This is a genomic window from Natrinema sp. H-ect4 (genome assembly GCF_041894845.1).
In the GTDB taxonomy this organism is placed as follows: domain Archaea; phylum Halobacteriota; class Halobacteria; order Halobacteriales; family Natrialbaceae; genus Natrinema.
Genome location: NZ_JBHDYC010000016.1, coordinates 85130 through 104390 on the forward strand (window position 1 = coordinate 85130; position 19261 = coordinate 104390).

At 64.7% G+C, this 19261-nt stretch carries 19 protein-coding genes and 1 pseudogene; 11 read left to right on the forward strand and 9 right to left on the reverse strand.

Annotated features, from left to right (window positions below; all coding sequences use genetic code 11):
* Positions 1-168: 168 nt before the first annotated feature.
* The 3 genes from ACEWFR_RS18590 (at position 169) to ACEWFR_RS18600 (ending at position 970) form a co-directional block, all read left to right on the forward strand.
* A complete protein-coding gene (locus tag ACEWFR_RS18590) occupies positions 169-492 on the forward strand; it encodes a nuclear transport factor 2 family protein (RefSeq protein ID WP_374062457.1) in 324 nt (107 codons plus the stop codon).
* Between the two features lie 75 nt (positions 493-567).
* Positions 568-762 (forward strand): hypothetical protein, encoded by a 195-nt coding sequence (locus ACEWFR_RS18595; protein WP_374062458.1) that lies wholly within the window; start codon positions 568-570, stop codon positions 760-762.
* A 37-nt stretch (positions 763-799) separates the two neighbouring features.
* Positions 800-970 carry a hypothetical protein gene (locus ACEWFR_RS18600; protein ID WP_006431146.1) on the forward strand — a complete coding sequence of 57 codons (171 nt, stop codon included), beginning with the start codon at positions 800-802 and terminating at the stop codon, positions 968-970.
* A 45-nt stretch (positions 971-1015) separates the two neighbouring features.
* On the opposite strand, the gene ACEWFR_RS18605 is transcribed toward ACEWFR_RS18600, so the two are convergent.
* Positions 1016-2158, reverse strand: coding sequence for a rhodanese-like domain-containing protein (locus ACEWFR_RS18605; RefSeq protein ID WP_374062459.1), 1143 nt, complete (start codon positions 2156-2158; stop codon positions 1016-1018).
* A gap of 217 nt (positions 2159-2375) precedes the next feature.
* On the opposite strand from ACEWFR_RS18605, the gene ACEWFR_RS18610 reads away from it, so the two are divergent.
* Positions 2376-3902 (forward strand): stage II sporulation protein M, encoded by a 1527-nt coding sequence (locus tag ACEWFR_RS18610; RefSeq protein ID WP_374062460.1) that lies wholly within the window; start codon positions 2376-2378, stop codon positions 3900-3902.
* 361 nt (positions 3903-4263) lie between these two features.
* Here ACEWFR_RS18610 and ACEWFR_RS18615 read toward each other — a convergent pair whose 3' ends face one another.
* Positions 4264-5640, reverse strand: coding sequence for an MFS transporter (locus ACEWFR_RS18615; protein ID WP_374062461.1), 1377 nt, complete (start codon positions 5638-5640; stop codon positions 4264-4266).
* Positions 5641-5764: 124 nt separating this feature from the next.
* Here ACEWFR_RS18615 and ACEWFR_RS18620 point away from each other — a divergent pair, with 124 nt between their 5' ends.
* A complete protein-coding gene (locus ACEWFR_RS18620; RefSeq protein ID WP_374062462.1) occupies positions 5765-6508 on the forward strand; it encodes a DUF502 domain-containing protein in 744 nt (247 codons plus the stop codon).
* 339 nt (positions 6509-6847) lie between these two features.
* Here ACEWFR_RS18620 and ACEWFR_RS18625 read toward each other — a convergent pair whose 3' ends face one another.
* From ACEWFR_RS18625 to ACEWFR_RS18655, 7 genes are all read right to left on the reverse strand, one after another.
* Positions 6848-7783, reverse strand: coding sequence for a branched-chain amino acid transaminase (locus tag ACEWFR_RS18625; protein WP_374062463.1), 936 nt, complete (start codon positions 7781-7783; stop codon positions 6848-6850).
* Positions 7784-8099: 316 nt separating this feature from the next.
* Positions 8100-9077: a hypothetical protein gene (locus ACEWFR_RS18630; protein WP_374062464.1), complete on the reverse strand. Its 978-nt coding sequence runs from the start codon at positions 9075-9077 to the stop codon at positions 8100-8102.
* Positions 9078-9117: 40 nt separating this feature from the next.
* Positions 9118-9552, reverse strand: a complete 435-nt coding sequence (locus tag ACEWFR_RS18635) for a cupin domain-containing protein (protein ID WP_374062465.1) — start codon at positions 9550-9552, stop codon at positions 9118-9120.
* Positions 9553-9561: 9 nt separating this feature from the next.
* Positions 9562-9873, reverse strand: a complete 312-nt coding sequence (locus ACEWFR_RS18640) for a nickel-binding protein (RefSeq protein ID WP_226038810.1) — start codon at positions 9871-9873, stop codon at positions 9562-9564.
* Positions 9874-10018: 145 nt separating this feature from the next.
* Positions 10019-10999, reverse strand: coding sequence for an ArsR family transcriptional regulator (locus ACEWFR_RS18645; protein WP_374062466.1), 981 nt, complete (start codon positions 10997-10999; stop codon positions 10019-10021).
* Between the two features lie 170 nt (positions 11000-11169).
* Positions 11170-11901 carry a 3,4-dihydroxy-2-butanone-4-phosphate synthase gene (gene ribB / locus ACEWFR_RS18650; RefSeq protein WP_374062467.1) on the reverse strand — a complete coding sequence of 244 codons (732 nt, stop codon included), beginning with the start codon at positions 11899-11901 and terminating at the stop codon, positions 11170-11172.
* Complete coding sequence (locus ACEWFR_RS18655) at positions 11898-12605, reverse strand: CTP-dependent riboflavin kinase (RefSeq protein ID WP_226038807.1); 708 nt, start codon at positions 12603-12605, stop codon at positions 11898-11900. The genes ribB and ACEWFR_RS18655 overlap by 4 nt, the downstream gene beginning before the upstream one ends.
* Positions 12606-12956: 351 nt before the next feature.
* Here ACEWFR_RS18655 and ACEWFR_RS18660 point away from each other — a divergent pair, with 351 nt between their 5' ends.
* From ACEWFR_RS18660 to ACEWFR_RS18685, 6 genes and pseudogenes are all read left to right on the forward strand, one after another.
* The gene (locus tag ACEWFR_RS18660) at positions 12957-14120 is read left to right on the forward strand and encodes a glycosyltransferase (RefSeq protein WP_374062468.1); all 1164 of its coding nucleotides are present in this window, start codon (positions 12957-12959) and stop codon (positions 14118-14120) included.
* Positions 14117-15373, forward strand: a complete 1257-nt coding sequence (locus tag ACEWFR_RS18665) for a glycosyltransferase (RefSeq protein WP_374062469.1) — start codon at positions 14117-14119, stop codon at positions 15371-15373. Before ACEWFR_RS18660 ends, ACEWFR_RS18665 begins: the two co-directional genes overlap by 4 nt.
* The gene (locus ACEWFR_RS18670; protein WP_374062470.1) at positions 15370-16491 is read left to right on the forward strand and encodes a glycosyltransferase family 4 protein; all 1122 of its coding nucleotides are present in this window, start codon (positions 15370-15372) and stop codon (positions 16489-16491) included. Before ACEWFR_RS18665 ends, ACEWFR_RS18670 begins: the two co-directional genes overlap by 4 nt.
* Positions 16488-17942 carry a sulfatase-like hydrolase/transferase gene (locus ACEWFR_RS18675; RefSeq protein ID WP_374062471.1) on the forward strand — a complete coding sequence of 485 codons (1455 nt, stop codon included), beginning with the start codon at positions 16488-16490 and terminating at the stop codon, positions 17940-17942. The genes ACEWFR_RS18670 and ACEWFR_RS18675 overlap by 4 nt, the downstream gene beginning before the upstream one ends.
* On the forward strand, positions 17939-19060 hold the full coding sequence (locus tag ACEWFR_RS18680) for a sulfatase-like hydrolase/transferase (RefSeq protein WP_374062472.1): 1122 nt from the start codon (positions 17939-17941) through the stop codon (positions 19058-19060). The genes ACEWFR_RS18675 and ACEWFR_RS18680 overlap by 4 nt, the downstream gene beginning before the upstream one ends.
* Positions 19057-19261: pseudogene (locus ACEWFR_RS18685) on the forward strand (hypothetical protein); the annotation flags it as partial. The gene ACEWFR_RS18680 and the pseudogene ACEWFR_RS18685, both read left to right, overlap by 4 nt.

The following is a 19261-nucleotide window of genomic DNA, read 5'->3' on the forward strand; positions in this document are numbered from 1 at the left end:
TCCGGGAAGCACGATCATCACGATGTGAGAAGAGTTCTATGACACCCTCCATTGCCACGAAAGTCCCGAGCGACAGCGACGGGGGTCCGGTGGTCACGTCACACGTTCGCCTCGGCTCAGCCGCCCATAGAGTCGCACACTTTTGTCGGTCGCACCGAAACGTCGGGTATGGATTCGGCCGCTCTCGTCCGTCGATACTACGACACGCTCGATGAGCACGATTACGAGACGCTCGAGGCGCTCCTCTCGCCCGAGTTCGTCCAGCACCGGCCCGACCGGACGTTCGAGGACCGCGACGAGTTCATCAAATTCATGCGCGGGAAGCGACCGAATCCGGACACGGACCACGACCTCGAGTCGGTGATCGCTGAGGCCGACCGGGTCGCGGTTCGCGGTCGCGTGATCGATGACGGAGCGACGTTGTTCGAGTTCGCTGACTTCTTCGACCTGTCCGCGGGAGAGATCCGCCGCCTCGAGACGTACTCGCGGTGATCGAGTTCGCGGTGGTCGAGTCGCCGGTGTGGAACGTGGGCAACAAATTTCAGGCAGGCACCACATTCGATCGCTATGGTCCACTGCCCTGACTGCGGAACGACCCTCGCCGAGGCCGCCGACATCGACTTCACAGAAACCGACGCGGAGATGGGGTTTCTCACGGCGTCCAAGCGCTTCTATACGGCGTCCTGTGCCGCCTGTGGTGCGACGATCGGCAGCGGCGTCGCCGGCGCGAAAGCCGGTGGGGCCGGAGGCGGCGCAGTGTGAGGACAAGACATATAGTACCGCTATCATAACTGCGCGTATGGTCCACTGCCCCGAATGCGACGCGACCCTCTCGGAGAAGACCGACGTCGAGTTCGTCGAAATGGACGCCACGACCGGCTTCTTTGCGGCGTCGAAGCGATTCTATCTCGTCGCGTGCAACGACTGCGGCGCGGCGATCGGCAGCGGCGTCGCCGGCGCGAAGCGGTAGGCTGACGCGACGTTCAGCCAGCGGGTCGCGCGGAACTCGCTCGACTCACGCCGAACAGTTGTTCGGACCCAACTCGAGTTCGACGCGTTCCTCGGGCGGCAGTTCGCGGACGCCGCGGTTGTAGTCGATGATCACCTCGTAGTTCGAGGGCGTCTCGCCGGCGTCGGCCATGCGCTCGACGAACTCGTCCTCCTCGAGTCCGAGCAGGTCGATCTCCGTCCGAGCCTCGCGGATCATCGTCCGGATCGGCTCGCCGGGTGCACCGTGTTCGAACTCGCCGTCGGCGGTGACCGTCACGTGTCCCGGAAGAACAACGACGCTTTCGGGTTCGGCCAGAATCGTCCGGTGAAGCGTCTCGTAGAGCATTCGAGCCCCTCTCTCCCCTTCGTCCTCGCTGAACTCGAGTTCCGTCCGCCCCGTCGAATCGACGTGGAGCGTGTCAGCGGTCAGCAGCGCCGCGTCGTCCACAAGCAGGTTGATCATCTCGCTGGTGTGTCCCGGCGCGGAGACAGCCTTGACCTCGCGCTCGCCGACCGAGAGTACCTCGTTGCGCTCGAGCGGCGTGTACTCCCGTTCGACGTCGCGCTCGCTCGCGCGCTCGCTGAGGTAGTACGGCACCTCGAGATCGTTCGCCAGATCGCGACCACCGGAAATGTGGTCGGCGTGCACGTGCGTGTCGATCACGCCGGTAACGGTCAGACCGGCCTCCTCGGCCGCGGCCGCGTACTCGTCGGTGTCCGCGGTCGGATCGACGACGACGGCCTCGCCCGTCTCCGCACAGCCGACGACGTAGCCCAGACAGCCTTTCGCGCGTCGCTGAATCTGGACGATCGTCAGCCCGTCACCGGCATCGATCTCAACTCGGTTGTAGACCCCGCTCCAGCCCTTCATCCCGCCGTCGACGGCCGCCACCTCGTACTCGTCGGTCGCCGACTCGAGGCGCGTCGCAAGGTTGCCCGAAGAGAGCCCCTTCGCACAGACGGTGATGACGCGGTCGGCGTCACCGACGACGGTCTCGAGGTCCTCGAGTCGGCCGTCCAGTTCCTCCTCGGGACCGAACGGAAAGTGGAGCGCACCCGCGATGTGCCAGGACTCGTAGCTGTCTTCGGGACGGGTATCGACGAGCGCGAAATCGGCGTTCTCGTCTTGCAACTCTGCGAGCCGTTCTGGCGAGATTGTGGTGACCATACACGACCGTACGGCGACGAGGGATGTAAATACTGAGTCGTCAGTTGCCAGGATCGCCACCGGCAGCGCGACAGGTGCCCGGATCATCACCGACAGCGCGACAGGTGCCAGGATCGCTATCGACTTCGCGACAGCTACTGCGACGCAGCATCGATCGGTTACAGTTCACGGCCGCCGAGAGCGTTCATTTAACTGATACGCCGTTCAACTGTCGGGTATGGCTCTGTCAGATTTCGTCGCCGCCGTCGTCGCCGTCTTCCGTCGTCGCCCGGGTGATCTCTTGCCCCTGTACCTGCTCGGCGTCGCGATTCCCGCGATCGTCCGCGTCGTTCCGTTTCTCGCGATCGGCATCGCGTATCTCTTCCTCTCGAGGTCCGGACGTCTCGAGTCGATCCGAACACACCTCGTCGAACTCGATCCGCCGCCGAGTCCCGACGCCGATCCCGAGGCGTTCGACGCGTGGGCCACCGGCCTCGAGCCGATCTTCGAGCAACTGGTGACGCCGTCGCTGGTCGCCCTCGCCCTCGTGGCGATCGTCGTGAGCGTCGTCCTGTTCGCAGTGCTGTCCGCCGTCGTCGCTGCCGGCCAGCTCGCGGCCTGTTACGGCCGGCTCCGGGGCGAGCGGGGTCTCGTCGCCGGGATCGACGGCGTTCGCCGCTACTGGCTTCGGTTTCTCGGCCTGTTCCTCCTCGAGTCGCTGTGCTGGGTGGCGGTACTCGGTGCCATCGGCATTGGAGCAGCGCTGTTCGGCGGCATCGTCTCGCTTGCGACGGGGTCCGCGGCACTCGCTCTCCCCGTGGTCTTGCTCGGTGTACTCGTCGCGTTCGTCGTCCTGCTCGTCGTTCGCGCGTTGTTCGCCTTCGCGCCGGTTGCGATCGTCGTCGACGATGCGGGCGTGTTCGGATCGCTGCGGAGCGCCGCGGGGTTCATTCGCGCGCAACCGGTGGAGGCGGCCTTTTACTACGTGATCGCGATCGGGATGCTAGTCGGACTGTCGACGCTCACCGGACTGTTCTCGCTCGTTGACGTCGTCACCGTCGGCTCGCTGGTCTCCGCGCTGGTCGCGATGCCGGCCCTCGATCTACTCAAGTCCGCCGTCTACTGCGGCTATCGGGACCGATTGAATCCGCCGGAGCCACGGACGCGATCCCTTCGGGACGGGGTCCGGGCCGGACTCCGCCGCGGCTGGCGCGAAATGGTGTCGTTCGTCCGGGCGCGGCCCGGGACGCACGCGTTCGTCCTCGGCCTTGGTCTTCTCGGATTCTGGATGGGGTGGGCCGCCGCCGGACCCTATGTCGGGACGTTTGACGCGTCGATCGCGGCTCGCCTCGAGGGCATCTTCCCGCCGACGATGGCGGCCAATCTGTTCGGCAACAACTGGTTCGTCGCGCTCACGACGGCCTACGCCGGAGTCGCGCTCGCGGTCCCGGCGATCGTGTCGCTGCTGTTCAACGGCGTCTTCCTCGGGATCATGGCCCGCCTCGAGGTCGCTCCGCTGGAACTCGCCGCCTTCGTCGTTCCCCACGGTGTTCTCGAGATCCCGGCGATTCTGATCGCGGGCGCGTTGGGAGTGTCCGTCGGCGTCACCGCGTGGCGGACGTGGCGGGGTCGCGCGAGCCGGACGGCTTTCGCGGATGCGCTCGAGCGGGCGTTCTGGGTGCTGATCGGGATCGGAATCCTGCTGGCGATCGCCGCGATTATCGAGGGGTTCGTCAGTCCGTACTACTATCGGTTTTTCCTCTAACGAACTGTCGCTACCCGAAGTGAGCGTTCGATGCGTAGGCGTGTGAGTGGAGCAGTGGAGTCTGCTGGAGATACGTGCGAAGAAGTGCCCTGCTATCGTGGCAACAGGGAATTGCCTCACCCTCCCCAACCGATTCGCTCACTCACATACGTTCGTTCGCTCATCCCTCGCGCAGTTTCGTGCCACAGTTCATTGACATTCACTGCGGCACAGCGCGCGCCACCGCAGACGGTTGGCCGGTTCGGCGTGATACGTAGCGTCCCTCTATCGAGCGAGTCGACCGCTCGAGCAGATCCCGGCAACGGATGAGATAACGAATAGGCCCGGTAGCGAAATTGATGTACTTTTCGACGCTGCGTAACTACTGATAGGCCTCGAACTCCTTGCCAAACACTAGGAAGTACGCGGTACCGATGAGCCCGATTCCCGTCGCGATGGTGAACGCGACCGTCGGATCGCCGGCGAACACTTCGGCACCGGTCAGCGGGTTCGAGAACCCGTCCCACAGCAGTCCGCCCAGCGCCGCGCTGGGGATGACGATCAGGTTTCGCAGGAGGTAGTACGCGCCGGTCACCCGGCCGCCGACACCCCGTTCGGCGGGGCCGACGATCAACGCCTTATGAGCGGGCAGCCCCGCAAACCGCAGCCCGGAGAACGCAAAGAGGGCCGCGAGGACCGCCGCGTCTTCGGGCGCGTTGATCAGCACGATCGGGAAGATAGCATAGACCGCGAACCCGAGCGCGACTACCGGTTTGAGGCCGACGCGTTCGGCTGCCTTCGCGACCGGAATCATCGTCACCAGGGCGACCACCATTTCGATCCCCAGCAGGATCCCGAAGTACGACTGTGGCGAGAGGTCGACCGCGCCGACGGCCGGCAGGGAAACGGAGAGACCGACCTCGAGAAACCGCGTCACGACGAGGACGAAGAAGACGTAGACCATCCCGTTCGCGAACCGGACGAGGGTATCGCCCACGAGCAGGGGTCGAAGCTCGTCGGGCATCGCCCGGAGGTCGGCGATGAGCCGTGACGCTCCCTCGAACTCCGTGCCGAAATCGTCGTCCGCAGACCGATAAAGGACGTGCTGGACGACGGTCCCGAAGACGCCGAAGACGACGGCGACGAGCAGGATGAGCTGAAACGCGGTCACGATCTCGCCGTCGCTCGAGCCGAACGGATAGAAGAGCGCGGCGGCGAGCAGCGGGCCGACGAGGAAGGCGGTTCGGCGGAACGTCTCGGTGCTCGCGAAGCCGGCGGCCAGTTTCGAGGGCGACACCGATTGCTTGACGATGGCGAACGTCGCCCCGAGGCCGAACGACTTCCAGGCCTGCGAGAGTGCCAATCCGACGAAGATCGCGACGATGGCCAGAGAGGTGGAGCCGATCGAGACGCCGGCGAGCGCGGGCGCACCGAGCCAGAGACCGAAGCCGAGCGTCGAGCACAGGCCAAACGCCGTCAGGGCGTACCGCGAGCCGACTCGATCGGAAATCGCCCCGCCCGGATAGGGGTAGACGGCGCTGATAACGTTCCCGAACGTCCCGAACAGCCCGACGACGAACACGGACGCGCCCAGCGCCGACATGTACTCGGCCATGTATCGGCTCGTCATCTGGAAGCCGAGACTGAACGCGAACATCGCCACCGAGAGGACGAGCACGTCCCGCTCGAGCGCGAAGAACTGCCGGAACGGATCCAGCGGATCGGCCTCCTGATCCGTGGACTCCTGCTCGAGACTCATGTGCGTTGCTTTGCAGGCCGACGGCTTGAAATTTGATCCGTCGGCCGACGCTGCCGCCGGCGCTGACAGCGGGGGGATACGACAAAGGGAAGGGCTCATTAGCCAGTAGTGTGAGATCCAGCACATGGCTTCGTGGAAGCGGGATTTCGCGAGCGGGCTCGTCGTCCTCGGTCCCATCCTCGTCACGCTCTACGCGATCTACTGGCTCTACGGACTCGTTGCCGGGCTGACGCCCGGTCTCATTCTCGATTCCGGCGCGCTCACGCCGCTTATTCCCGGCTCGAGCGATCAGGCCGCCCAGACGCGCGAGCAACTCGCGCAGTTCCTTCGCGTAATCGTCGCGCTGACCGTCTTCGTCATTCTCACGTTTTCCGTTGGCTATCTCATGCGGACGACCGTCGGTGGGCTGGTCGAACGGCTGGTCGACAACATCGCGAACCGCGTTCCAGTGATCCGCGTCGTCTACAACGCCTCGAAGATGGCCGCCGAGACGGCCTTCGGCGAGCAGGATTCGCTCCAGAAACCGGTCAAGATCGAGACCTGGGAGGGGCTACGGATGACGGCGTTCAAGACCGGAAAGGTGACCGGCGACGGCCGCGAGGTGCTCTTCTTGCCGACCTCGCCGAACATCACGACCGGCTACGTCGTCGAAGTCGAATCCGACGAGATCACCGAACTCGATGAAGATGTCGAGGACGCGCTTACTCGCGTCCTGAGCGCCGGCTTCGGCGATGCCAACCACCGGGGCATGGACGCCGGCATCTCCATCGACGTTATCGACGACGCGAAAGCGAACGAATCCGACCGCGCCGGAACCGACCGCGCCGGAACCGACCGTGGCGAAGCCGACCGCGCCGACGACGACTAACACCGACCTTTTGCTCTGCGCTCACTCCCGTCGGTCGTTCGCTCGGCAAAAGGTCGATCAAAAGCACTCCTCCTTCCTTTCCGCTCGTTTCTCTCGCTCCAAGTCAGTCGTCGGCCCGCTCGCTCGACCTTCGGCCTCGCCCGCGGTGAGAGTCGGTTGATGGCCTGCCCTTCCCCGAGTCGTGCGCCTCTCGTAATACTCGAGGCGCGCTCCCGGCCACAGCACGCAATCTGTACAGACCGGGAGAAGACAGACCGGGAGAAGAATCCGATTCACTTCGTTCTGAAGTCGCTATCTCGAGATCGATCAGACGCGTTCGCTGTCGAGAATTAGCTCTCCTTACACGTCGACGTACTCGAACCACTCGTCGTACTCCGCGGAGCCTTCCTCGACGATCTCGAAGAACTTCTGCTGGATTTCCTCGGTAACCGGGCCGCGGGAGCCGTTTCCGATGACGACGTTGTCGACTTTCCGGATGGGCGTCACTTCGGCCGCGGAGCCGGTGAAGAACAACTCGTCGGCCGTGTTGAGTTCGCCGCGCGAAATCGAGACGTTGTCGTGGACGGTGTACCCCAGATCCTCCGCGATCCGAATGACGGAGTCTCGAGTGATACCGTCGAGGATCGACTCCGAGAGACCGGGTGTGTAGAGTTCGCCGTCGCGCACGAGGAAGACGTTCTCGCCGGGGCCCTCCGCGACGTTTCCCTCCTTGTTGAGGACGATCGCTTCCGCGTAGCCGTTCCGGCGCGCTTCCTCGCCAGCGAGCATGCTGTTGACGTAGAGACCGGTGGTCTTCGCGTTCGTCGGAATCTGGCTTGAGGCGTGTTTCCGCCACGAGGAGATCATCACGTCGATGCCGTTCTCGAGGGCGTCCTCGCCGAGGTAGGCCCCCCACGGCCAGACGGCGACGGCCGTTCGGGTGGGGCAATCCTTGGGACTGACGCCCAGCGAGTTGTAGCCGTAGAAGGCGATCGGTCGGATATAACAGGAGGGGAGCTCCTGGCGCTTGATGAGCGCTTTCGTCGCCTCGGTGAGCTCGTCTTTCGTGAAATCGATCTCCATCTCGTAGGGCTTGGTGGACTGAAACAGGCGCTCGAGGTGTTCCTCCCAGCGAAAGAGCGCCGGTCCGTTGTCGGTGTCGTAACAGCGCGCGCCCTCGAAGACGCCCGATCCGTAGTGGAGCCCGTGTGTAAGCACGTGGATCTGCGCGTCGTCCCAGTCGACGAACTCACCGTCCAGCCAGATCGTGTCGACGTCCATCTCGTCGAATCCCATGATTGGGAGTGTTGCAAGCCACCGTACTAAGTGTTCGCGGTTTTCGGAAGCGAACCGTCGGGGATCGAGGGAGAGGCCCGCCGAACGCCGCTCAGTCGAGTGCCGGCGATCACAGCTCCCCTCCAGCGACTGTGCCGGCGATCACCGCGATCCGGACGCGTTCTCGAGCACGCCGTCGACCAGTCGAGTAACGCGATCGAACAGCCGGTCCGGGACCGTTGGCGAAATCTCCGAGCGGCGAACTGGGCCCCTCGAGTCGATGAGGTCACCGTTTGCGCAAAATATGGTCGGCGGCCTGCGTAGCCCGGCGGCCGGGCTACTGGTCCGGTCCGGAGAACTCCTCGAACTCGCGGAGAGAGACGTACGCGCCGCCGTTGCCGTCCGGCATCAACGCGTACGCCGTCGGGTAGTCGTCCGCCTCGAAGTACACTCCCGGCGTCGCGATGTCGATTACCGTCTCTTCCTCGAGGTCGTTGCGAAGGAAGTCGGTCGTAACCATCGGCTCGACGAAGTGGACCCTTCCGTCACCATCCCCTTCGTAGACTGGGAGTTCGACGCGTTCACCCTCTAGCTCTATTACCTCGGTGTCGGCGGGCTGCTCCGGGTCGATACTCGGATCGTACGCGCCGTAGACGTTCGTGTGAGTGAACGCTTCACCCCGGAACTCCGGAGCCGTCTCGTCGAGCAGGTGTTCCCCCATCCCCTCGACGATGAGCCGATGCTCCTCGAACACGTGCCCCTGCGGGAACTGGTCAGCGGGAACGTCGTAGTCTGCCAGGCCGACGAAGGGGTGCGGCGTGGACTCGAGCGGCCCGCCACTGATCCCCTCGACGACGTCTTCGGCCAGCATGTAGAAGTGGAAATCGAAGTGGGGAACGTCGTAGATGGCCGGCGGTGGATGGCCCTGGGGGTTGTAGTGGAATCCCATGTGGGTGAACTGATGGCGGTCGATCTCGGCCCCGTCGTCCGTTTCGTCCGGGAAGTGGAGGTGTGCTGCGCGCTCCTCCTCGTCGAAGGCCATCAGCGCGTCGCCACCGACGTGAACGCCCAGCGACGAGAGTCGCTCGTCCCGGTCGGTGGTCGCGTACGTCCGGACGCCCCCATCCGCATCCGATTCACCCCAGTGGACGTCGTGGTTCGCCGACTTCGGGAGTTCCGGCGGGGCTGAGTCGCGCTGCGATCCGCTGGCTGCTCCGGTCACGAGCGTTCCACCCGCCAGTACAGCCGTCGTCTTCAGGAACAGTCGTCGATCGATGCCGTCGATGTGCCCTCTCGTTTTTTGTCTCGATGTCATTGTCTCAGTTCTCGATTCGGTTGGGATCGGTCGAAACGCGCTACGCCTTGACGGTTCGTTCCCCGAACGGTTCGAGGTCCGCTTCGAACTCGGAGACGGTGGTACTATCCGAGAAGACGCCCAGGAACCGGGCCGTCACGGAACCGGTATTACGGAACCCGTGGGGAGCCATCGGCGGAATCACTGCCAGGTCGCCGGCACTGATCACTCCCGTTGCGCCCCCGGCCCAGGCCTCGACTTCGTCGCCGTCGAGACAGATGATGAGTTCCTCGGGGCTGTCCGTGTGGGTCCCGAGTTCCTTCCCGGGTTCGATCTCGAAGTAGACGACGGTGTGGCCGCCCTCGAGTTCCATCCCGGTCGTCGCCGGGAACGCCGGTGTGAACGGGAAGTTCACGCTCACGTCCATCTCCGATTCCGATTGCGTCACTCCGACAAGCTCGAGTTCGTCGAGGCTTATTGTTTTCAATTCTGCCATTGTTGGTGACTATTCGAGGTCGTTTCGATCGAATTGGTCGTCGAGGCGCGTGAGTTCAGTCACCGGGAGACCCGCGCGCTCGGAGTGCTCCGCGATGGCTTCCTCGCTCGGGGCGCGGTAGTGACAGTACGCGCAGTCGGTGTCGTCGTCCGTGTCTGCCAGCACGTCGGTGCGGACCCACTCCACCTCGACATCTTCCTCGCTGAGTTCTGCGATCGCCCGCTGAGACGCCGCGAGCGCCTCCTGTTTTGCTTCCTCGGTGGTGAGGTCTTCGTCCATCTCGCGCCAGATACCGAAGTCGATTAGGTCTTGTTCTGACATGACCAGCTAGGGCTACGACGGGATCGTACTTATACATAAGGAGAATTACATTTCTCTAGCTGATTCTAGTGAAATTCCGTTCACGGACCCGACCGGTGGGCTCGTATTCCCTCCGACCGGGTCGGAAACCAGCGGGGTCCCGATATCAGATCGACGGCTGTTCGTCGAGATCGACGACGTTCATGCTGTCGTCCACTGAAACGGTGAGTGTCGTCGCCTCGCCTTCGATCGTCACGGTTATGCGGAACGGATCCTCCGTGATGGCCGTCTCGAAGCGGGTCTGAAGCAAGTCAATGACTTCGTCGAAGGAGGGAGCGAGCACGTCGATTCCCTGGCCGTCGAGGAATCCAATCACGGGGGTGAGACTCATGACGAACGGTTCGACGGGCAAGTTCTTGGCGAACCCGCAGGTATCACACCGCTGTTCGGCCCAAACGGGGAATCGCGTCCCACAGTGCGGACACGGTTTCCCCTCCCGAACCCGGTGTGTCTCACAGACCGAAACCGACGACGAGATGGAGCCCGCACACTCCCGACAGACGTCGCGCATCATGGAGGCGATATCCAACATACACCGGTAGAATCCGGTTGCGAGCGCCTCGTCGGGGGTCCGATCCGTCAGGCCTGCAGCCGGGTAGTTCGAAAAGAAGACCGAGTCCCGTGGCGCTTTGTCGCCGAACATCCCGTCACAGTCGGTACAACTGATCCGAAGCCACTGGTCCTCGTAGGTCGCCGTCATGGGCGCGTCACACAGCGGACAGTCCTGCTCGAGATCGGCGGAGAAGTCGAGTTCTTCCGCTCCCGAGACGGCGATCACGGTTCTGGCAATCTGCTTGCCGGCACTGCTCAATCGGTACCCGTCGTCGGTTTGCCGAACGAAGTGGGGAGCCAGTTGCGAGAGGTGATAGTTGAATTTCCCGTTGTCGTCGACGTCGACCCGACGACGCAGCGCCGAGAACGATATCGTCTCGGCGGTATCGGAGACGTCGTCGTATTCGTGGGCGGCATCGGTGTGCCAGAGCACGCGGATGATGTCCAACCGGATCTCGTTGCCCAGGATGGTGAAGGCCTCGTCCGGGGGAATACCGTCCAGATCGATCGCTGGTGTTAACCGGGATTCAGCCATGCTAGCAAGGCCCACATAGAGAGCAATAAACGTGTCCTACTGTTTTCAAATCGGACCGAATCGGGTGCAAAATACGCACGTCGGTGCAGTAGAGACCGGTTGTAGGCGGGTGTTCGCACGTCTGCATCGCGTCTGCTTCGGTACTAGTACGCGTTCTACGACTCCGGCCGCTACTCCATTCGCTCGAGAACCTCGCGCCCCTCGAGGTAGGCGAAGCCGTGTCGGTCCGCGTAGGCGCGCGCATCGGCGGGCGAGAGGGCCTCGCCAGTTTCGTCGTCGAGCATCTCGCAGACGACGACGGCGGGCGAGAGATCGGCGGTCTCGGCCAGGGCGACCCCGAGTTCCGTGTGGCCCTCGCGCTGGGCGAGCAGGTCCGGCGCGGCCTTGAGCAGGTGAACGTGGCCGGGGACCCGGAACTCCGTGGCGAACTCTGTTTTCTCGGGTGCAGCGGCAGCGTCGCCGAGCGCCCGGATGGTCGTCGAGCGATCGTCGTCGGTGATCCCGGTATAGGTGTCCCGGTGGTTGACCGTCAGTGAGAACGACGATCGGTCGTCGTAGCCGAGTTCGTGGTCGGCCGTCGCGGGGTGATCGATCACGTCCGAGTAGAAGGGGAGGTCGAACGCCTCCGCGATATCGTGGCCGAGCGCGACGCAGACCAGGCCGCCAGCGTCGTTTCGCAATCGGGTGACGGCCTTGGGTGTCACGCTATCGGCGTGGTAGATCAGGTCCGTCTCGCCCTCGCGGTCGGCCGCGTCGTGGACGAGAATCGGCTCGCCCGCCCGGAGCGACTCGAGGGCGTGCTCAAACGAGTTCGCGGACGGGTCGACGCTCGAGTTCGCCCCGGCATCGGCGTTCGTCCCGCTATCGGCGTTCGACTGCGGTCCGGCGTGGTGGCCCGTCATTCGCGATCCCCCACGGAGACGGTGACGTGATCGCCGTCCTCGAGGGAGAGTTCCTCCCGGAGTTTTTCGGGGGCAATGACCTCGAGTTGGTCGTCGTCGTGGTGGGTGCGTTCGGGGGCGATGGTGTAGGCGTTCTCGTAGGTCTCGCCGTCGGCGGTCTCGATCGTCGCGGGGTAGCAGACGGCGGGGCCGTAGGTCCGCTCGTCGGACTCCCAGCCGTCGATTGGGACGGGCTCGAGCGAGGCCATGGCGCTGCGCCGGCGGACGCTGTCCTCGCGGAGGTCGACGTTCAGCGTGCCGGGGAAGGGCTCGTAGCCGAGTCGCTCCTCGAACTGGCGTTGGTAGCCCGACAGCGAGATGTAGTGGCGACCTTCGCCCATCCCGCTGGTGACGGTCCCCTCGAGGCCGATCTGGGAGTCCGTCTCGAAGATGCGACGGTAATCCTCGTACTCGGCGTGGAGCGCTCGCTCCCCGGTCTCCGTGATCGCGACCCACTGGCCGTCGCTGACGGTGTCGCGCTCGAGCAAGTCGGCGCTCTCGAGGCGCTGGAGTCGTCGCGAGGCGGTCTGGTTCGACGCGTCGAGGCGCTCCGCAAGGTGAGAACAGGAGATCTTGACGTCGCCCTCGAGTCCGCCCTCGAGCGCGAGGAGTTTGAGCACGGCGAGTTCGTCGTGCCCGACGGCGGACTCTGCTAGCACTGACATACACGCATCTATACCGTAGTCCCGTAAAAGTATATCGAATGTGGCATGCGTAACGGAACTGTGATGAGGTTCACGACCGTTTATCGCGTACTCGGAAATGACCGACCGGGTGGAAAAAGCCACCGGTCCGATCGATACCGCTCGAGTGCGTTGGATCAAGTAGCACGTTTCGTCCCCACCGTATGGCCGATTTCTTCGCAGTAATCGCTTATACGGTCTGTTGGATTACAGCGCGAGATGACATTCTCTACGCCATGACGTTCATAGACTGAATACATTAACCATTTCCATCTTGTATAATGCAAGGAGACCGGTTTTACCGTGGAATATAGAGTGTATATGTACATTCGCATGAAACGTCTCCTCGAGGCCCTGTTCGGTCTGATCGCACTGACGGGCCTCCCGTATCTGATCTACCTCGTCGTGTACTACGTCCGGCGGCCAACGGGGACGCCCGCCGACACGTGGCCTCGAGAGCCATCGGTGAGTATCGTCCTCCCGACGTACAACGAGGCCGCCATCGTCGAGTCGAAACTCGAGGAACTGGTCGAACTCGACTACCCCATGGAGAACGTGGAGATCGTCGTCGTCGACTCGAGCGACGACGGGACGGCCGAGCTGGTGGAGACCTTCTTCGCCGGCCGTCAGGAGCCGAAGCTGACGCTCATCCGGGAGGACGAGCGACGAGGACTGGCGACCGCCTTGAATCAGGCCTACGCCGCCGCGGCGAACGAGGTCGTCGTCAAGACTGACTGCGACTCGCGGCTCGCACCCGACGCGGTTCGAACGGCGGTTGCGAACCTTGCCGATCCCGACGTGGGAGCGGTGACCGGCCGCAACGCCGAGGTCATCGGCGATAGCGAGGTCGAACAGGGGTATCGCGACATCCAGACGATGATCCAGATCCTCGAGTCCCACATCGACTCGACGCTGATCTTCCACGGCCCGTTCTCGGCGTTCGAGCGCGACGCGATCGTCCCGATCGACGATGACTCGATCGCCGACGACACCGAACTCGCGCTCAAAATCCGGCGAAACGGGGACCGGGTCGTCTTCGATCCCGATATCCACTACAGGGAGGCCGCTCACTCCGAATTCAGTAAGCGCCGGGAGCAAAAGGACCGCCGTGCGATGGGGCTCCTCCGATTGCTGTGGCGACAGCGCGACGCGCTCGGCCGCCACGGGGCCTACGGCCGCATCGTCCTGCCCTTCAACTGGTGGTTCATGGTCGTCTCTCCGTGGCTCGTCGCCACCGGAATCGCCGTGGCCACGATCGGGTCGCTGGCGGTCGCCGGGCCGTTCGGGCTGGCGACTCCGGCCGGCGTTCTCGCCTTTACGGCGCTGGGCTCGCGCGATGCGCTCGGGCCGATCCAGCCGCTGTACTCCCTGTTCGACACTCAGATCTCGCTCCTTCGGGCGAGCGTCTCGCTCCTTCGCGCCCGCGCCGCCGGCGACGAAACAAGCCACGACGGCACCTGGTCGCCCGACGAGGAACTTCGGGAGGTGTTGCAGTGACGGACGTCGCGATCCTCCACGATCGCTTCCCCGGAATCGGCGGCGGCGAGGAGTTCGCACTCGAGGCCGCCCGGGTGCTCGACGCACCGATCTATACCGCCTACGTCGCCGAGGGGACCGACATCCCGGACGACGTCGACGTGATCCCGTTCCGGCAGGCCAAGTACACCTCGCTGCCGTGGCGGCCCTTCCTCGAGTGGAAAAACGAGGGAATGAACCCCCTCGAGACGCTCAACGTCGCGCTCGATATGACCGACGCCCACCCGGATCTCGCGGCGTACGACGTGATCCTCGAGAGCGCGCCGCTGTCGAAGTACTACGTCCCCGATGTCGGTCAGCGGATCGTCCACTATCCCCACAGCCCGCCGCGGTGGCTGTACGACCTCTATCGCGATCGACTCTCCTCGTTCGAGTATCCGTTCGTCGAGACGGGGATCAAGGCCTACGCGAAGGGGTGGCGGGCACTGGACAAAGAGGCGAACGACTACGTTGACCGCTTCGTCGCGAACAGCGAACTCGTCCGTGATCGGATTCGGCGGTTCTACGACCGCGACGCCACGGTCGTCTACCCGCCGGTGACCGGCGACTGGCGCAACGACGGCGACGAGGGCTACTTCGTCACCTGGTCCCGACTCGCCCCCGAGAAACGGATCGACCTGATCGCGAAGGCCTTCGCCGGGCTCGACGAGCGGCTCGTGATCGCCGGCGACGGGGAGCAGCGCGAGGCGCTCGAGGCGTTCGCGTCGAACTACGACAACATCGAGGTTCGGGGGTACGTCGAGGACATCGAATCGCTCGTCGCGCAGGCAACCGCGGTCGTCTACGCCCCCAAACAGGAGGACTTCGGCCTCGTCGGGGCCGAGGCCATGATGTCCGGCAAGCCGCTGCTCGGCGTGAACGAGGGATTCACGCGGTACCAGGTACGGGGCGGTCGAACGGGATTGCTCTTCGAGCCGACGGTCGCGTCGATCCGGGACGCGGTTCGGCGGTTCGATTCCGACGACTACGATTCGACGGAGATTCGGGCGGCTGCGAGGCGATACGAGTACGATCGGTTCGCCGAGGGGCTTCGCGACATCGTCGAGCAAACGGCTGCCGCCGACATCGAGACACCGGAACGCAAAGCACAGCGGCAGCCGGAGCGCCCGACCGAAGCGAGACGAACCGCGGGCCAGCAGCGCACCGAGGAGGCATCACAGCCGGTCGACGACGCCGACGAACCCCCCGATCTCGAGGAGGCGACGGATCGATGACGGCGAGCACGACCGCTCGCGGTCGAGGCGGCGAGTCGAGCGGTGCTAGTCGAGACAGTGATTCAGTGGGTCAGACGGGGACGGAGACGCCGCGTCCGCGGCGCGCTGCGACGAGCGACCGGTGTTTGCTCTATCAGAACAGCGACGCACACCCCGCACACCGCGTCTTTGCCGACGCCGTGAACGCCGAACGTCGCCACTTCGAGACCGGCGCTCGAGCGCCCGAACCGAACGGAAACACCGAGCGGACCATCGATCGGCTCCGGACCGCGGAGACGTTGCCGGCGTACGATACCGTCATCGCGGAGGGGAGCGCGCCGCTCCAGACCGGACTCGCGTACAAACTGCGGCGGCCGGGAACGACTCTCGTCTATCTCGCCGCCGACGAGACGTTTTACACCCTTTCCGAGCGGCCGACGCGACACCTCTGGCGCGGTCTCAGACCCCTCTCGAGCCGGCTGCTGGACGGCGTGATCGCGGTCGGTCACGATGTCTACCGCTGGGCGCGGCCGTACATCGGCGATGTCCCGGTCGCGTACGTCCGGCCGCCGATCGCCGACGAGAAGTACGAGCGACTCGCGTCGCTCTCGCCGAACTCGCCGCAGGATCCGTTCACGATCCTCTCGGCGGGCGAGGCCAAACCGGCCAACGGGTACGATCGATTGACCCGAGCGGTCAGACGATTCGCCGGGACCGTCGACGCCGACGTTCGACTGGTCGTCCTCGGTGAGGGGCACGAGGCGGAAGCGTACGCGGACAGATCACACGTGATCACGCCCGGGTTCGTCGATCTGGATACCTTCGCCGACTGGTTCGACCGCGCGAGCGTCTACGTCCAGTCGTCGCGGGGCGACGCGTTTCCCGTCGCGGCGCTCGAGGGGATCCTCTCGGGGACGCCGACGATGGTTACCGACGCGACCGGCGTTCGGGAGTTACTGCCGTCTCGACAGGTCGTTCCGCCGACCGAGGCGGCCCTGCTCGAAGGTATATTTGCCATCTTCGAGCGGGCTCCGGGGGAGCGCCGAGCCGTCGGTCGCGAGCAGCGAAGCCTCGTGACCGACCTGACCGAATCGAATCAGGGCGACCGATTCAGCGCCGCACTCGCGCAATTCGCATGACCGGGGCCGACCGACCGGACCGACCGAACATCGTCGTCGTCTGTCTCGACACCGTCAGAAAGGACGTCTACGACCGATACGCGACCCGGTTACGGGAACTGGCGTCCGTCCGCTTCGAGGGGATGCGGGCGCTCGCGGGCTGGAGCGTCCCGAGCCACGCCGGGCTGCTGACGGGCTCGATCCCGTCGGAAACGGGCGTCCACGCTCACCAGCGCCGGTTCGACCCGATCGACGTCGCGGACACCTGGATCGCGCCCCTCTCGAGGGCGGGATACGAATCGGTCTGCGTCACGTCGAACATCTACGCCAGTCCCGTCTTCGGGTTCGACCGCTTTTTCGACCGGACGGTCCCCGTCTCGCCGAGTCGTAGGCTGCCCGCGGGGATGGACGTTCAGCGACACATTTCCGATCGATCGACCGAGGGCATGGAGGCCTACGCCGGTTTCATCCGCCAAGCCCTCGACCACGACTATCCGCTGCAATCGCTGGCCAACGGCGTCCTCCTCAAACTGGACGACGTGAGTCGGAAGCTGCCGATCGAGAAGCCGACCGACTTCGGCGGTCGGTCGATCACTCGAGCCCTCGAGCGCGAGGTCACCGAATCCGACGGGCCGGTGCTAGCCTTTGCCAACCTCATGGACGCCCACGGCCCCCACACCCCGTTTCGCGGGTTGGACGACTCGATTCACGGCGTTTCCGCGGCGTTCCACTCGAGTTCGTTCCGGGACTCGGACGTGAACGCCGCGGACGGTCTCGGCGAGTTCGAACCGTCCGTCGAGCGCGTCCGCCGACTGTACGCCGCGACCGTCGACTACCTCGACCGGCTCGTCGCCGACCTCGTGCGGGCACTGGAGACAGGCGACGACCGCGAGTCGATCCTGATCGTGACGGCGGACCACGGTGAAAACCTCGGCTACGAATCCGACGGCTACCTCATGAACCATATGAGCAGCCTCTCGGAGGGGCTGTTGCACGTTCCGTTCGATGTCGTCCCCACGAGCGACCGCGCCCTTGAGGTCGCGGAAGAGACTCCTGTCGACGTGGACGGCCTCAGTTCCCACGCCGACCTTGGGGGCGTGATTCGGGCGCTCGCGAGCGAGGAGCCGTTCGATCCGTTCGCGTTCGAACGCGAGCGCGCTCGAGCCGAGATCGTCGGCTCCGGCTCTGGCATTCCGGAGGGTGGGGACGAATCGTACTGGGACCGGGGACAGCGGGTGATCTATCGGGGCGACCGGAAGTACTACCGCGACCAGCTCGGCACCGAGGCGGTGTACGACGTTTCTGGGCCGCCGTCGAAACAGGTCGAGCGACCCGACGAGATGGTTCCAGATGGTCTCTTCGAGTCCGCCTTCGGCGAGTGGGTGACCGGCGACGAGCACGATGAGGGGGCGTTCGCCGAGGAGGTCGACGCGGCGAGCCGCGCGCGACTCGAGGATCTGGGATATCTATGACCGACAACACGACGGATACGACCCTGTTAGTCACAGTTGACTCGCTTCGAACCGATCACGTGCAGTTTATGCCCCGGACCCTGGCATTTCTGGACGATACTCACGACGCTGCCTTCGCCACGAGCACCGCGACGCCGGGCAGCTTCCCGGCGATCATCGGCGGGGAGTATCCGGCCGGCAACGGTCTCGAGCCGACGGCGAGCGTCGCCCACGAGTTCGACGCCCACTGCGTCGGAATCACGACGAATCACCTGTTGTCCGCGGAGTACGACTACGCGACCGGGTTCGACTCGTTCACGTCGCCGAAAGGCGGCGGCGAGTCGCTGAAAGACAAGGGGGCGATCGTGCTCGAGCGCGGTTCGCTTCCCTACAAAATCGCCAGCTGGGGCTACAACCGATACCAGCAACTCCGGAGTTACGTCGACGAGACCGAGAAGTCGTTCCGGCCCGCGGACGACGTCGTCGACCAGTTTCGATCCGAAATTGACGGCTGCGAGAAGTGGTTCGGCTGGCTGCACTTCATGGAACCCCACCATCCCTACGACCCCGACGGCGCGGATATCGACCGGGCGGAGGCACAGCGGATCACTCGCCGCGTGCTCTCGGATCGCGGCTCCGAGGCTGATGCAGCCCTCGTTCGAGAGCTCTACCGGCAGGAGGTCGCCGAACTCGACGCGACCCTCGAGTCCCTCTGGAACGCGATCCCCGAGGACACTCGCGTCGTCTTCTGCGGCGATCACGGCGAACTCCTCGGCGAGGACGGGCTGTGGGGCCACCCCGGCGAGATGCGCCCCGAACTGCTGAATGTCCCGTTCGGGACGCGGAACGCGCCCGACCTCGGCGAGGTCGTCTCCCTGATCGACGTCCCAACGATCCTGACTGGCGTCGAACACCGCCAGGGGACGCTCGAGCGCGAAATCGCCTTCGCCGCCTACGGGGATCGAAAGGCCGCGATGACCGCCGACCGCATCGCGACGGAGGAGGGAACGTATCGACTCGCGGACGGCGAACCGGTGGACGACCCCAGTCTCGAGGGGGAACTCGAGCGGTTCGATCCCGCCTACGTGGTCAAGGAGGACGCGCTGCAGGAAGATCTGGAGGATCTCGGATACGTATGACGGTCGTTGTACTGGCACTCGACGCGCTCGACGCCGGACTGGTCGACCACTTCGACCTCGAGGCCGTCCGCCTCGAGTCCGGCGGCGAGATCGAGACGTTCGCGAACACGCAGTCGGTCCCGTACACGCCGGAGGTCTGGGCGACGGTCGCGACCGGGCTCGAGCCGGCCGAACACGGAATCACCGGCGGTGGCACGAGTG

What these genes read in the sequence shown, in the direction of transcription:
- ACEWFR_RS18645 (WP_374062466.1), bottom strand. Translation starts at nt 10,999, where the DNA reads ATGGCTGAATCCCGGTTAACACCAGCGATCGATCTGGACGGTATTCCC.
- ACEWFR_RS18595 (WP_374062458.1), top strand. Translation starts at nt 568, where the DNA reads ATGGTCCACTGCCCTGACTGCGGAACGACCCTCGCCGAGGCCGCCGAC.
- ACEWFR_RS18635 (WP_374062465.1), bottom strand. Translation starts at nt 9,552, where the DNA reads ATGGCAGAATTGAAAACAATAAGCCTCGACGAACTCGAGCTTGTCGGA.
- ACEWFR_RS18630 (WP_374062464.1), bottom strand. Translation starts at nt 9,077, where the DNA reads ATGACATCGAGACAAAAAACGAGAGGGCACATCGACGGCATCGATCGA.
- ACEWFR_RS18640 (WP_226038810.1), bottom strand. Translation starts at nt 9,873, where the DNA reads ATGTCAGAACAAGACCTAATCGACTTCGGTATCTGGCGCGAGATGGAC.
- ACEWFR_RS18675 (WP_374062471.1), top strand. Translation starts at nt 16,488, where the DNA reads ATGACCGGGGCCGACCGACCGGACCGACCGAACATCGTCGTCGTCTGT.
- ACEWFR_RS18660 (WP_374062468.1), top strand. Translation starts at nt 12,957, where the DNA reads ATGAAACGTCTCCTCGAGGCCCTGTTCGGTCTGATCGCACTGACGGGC.
- ACEWFR_RS18670 (WP_374062470.1), top strand. Translation starts at nt 15,370, where the DNA reads ATGACGGCGAGCACGACCGCTCGCGGTCGAGGCGGCGAGTCGAGCGGT.
- ACEWFR_RS18625 (WP_374062463.1), bottom strand. Translation starts at nt 7,783, where the DNA reads ATGGGATTCGACGAGATGGACGTCGACACGATCTGGCTGGACGGTGAG.
- ACEWFR_RS18600 (WP_006431146.1), top strand. Translation starts at nt 800, where the DNA reads ATGGTCCACTGCCCCGAATGCGACGCGACCCTCTCGGAGAAGACCGAC.
- ACEWFR_RS18615 (WP_374062461.1), bottom strand. Translation starts at nt 5,640, where the DNA reads ATGAGTCTCGAGCAGGAGTCCACGGATCAGGAGGCCGATCCGCTGGAT.
- ACEWFR_RS18655 (WP_226038807.1), bottom strand. Translation starts at nt 12,605, where the DNA reads ATGTCAGTGCTAGCAGAGTCCGCCGTCGGGCACGACGAACTCGCCGTG.
- ACEWFR_RS18605 (WP_374062459.1), bottom strand. Translation starts at nt 2,158, where the DNA reads ATGGTCACCACAATCTCGCCAGAACGGCTCGCAGAGTTGCAAGACGAG.
- ACEWFR_RS18680 (WP_374062472.1), top strand. Translation starts at nt 17,939, where the DNA reads ATGACCGACAACACGACGGATACGACCCTGTTAGTCACAGTTGACTCG.
- ACEWFR_RS18620 (WP_374062462.1), top strand. Translation starts at nt 5,765, where the DNA reads ATGGCTTCGTGGAAGCGGGATTTCGCGAGCGGGCTCGTCGTCCTCGGT.
- ACEWFR_RS18610 (WP_374062460.1), top strand. Translation starts at nt 2,376, where the DNA reads ATGGCTCTGTCAGATTTCGTCGCCGCCGTCGTCGCCGTCTTCCGTCGT.
- ACEWFR_RS18590 (WP_374062457.1), top strand. Translation starts at nt 169, where the DNA reads ATGGATTCGGCCGCTCTCGTCCGTCGATACTACGACACGCTCGATGAG.
- ribB (WP_374062467.1), bottom strand. Translation starts at nt 11,901, where the DNA reads ATGACGGGCCACCACGCCGGACCGCAGTCGAACGCCGATAGCGGGACG.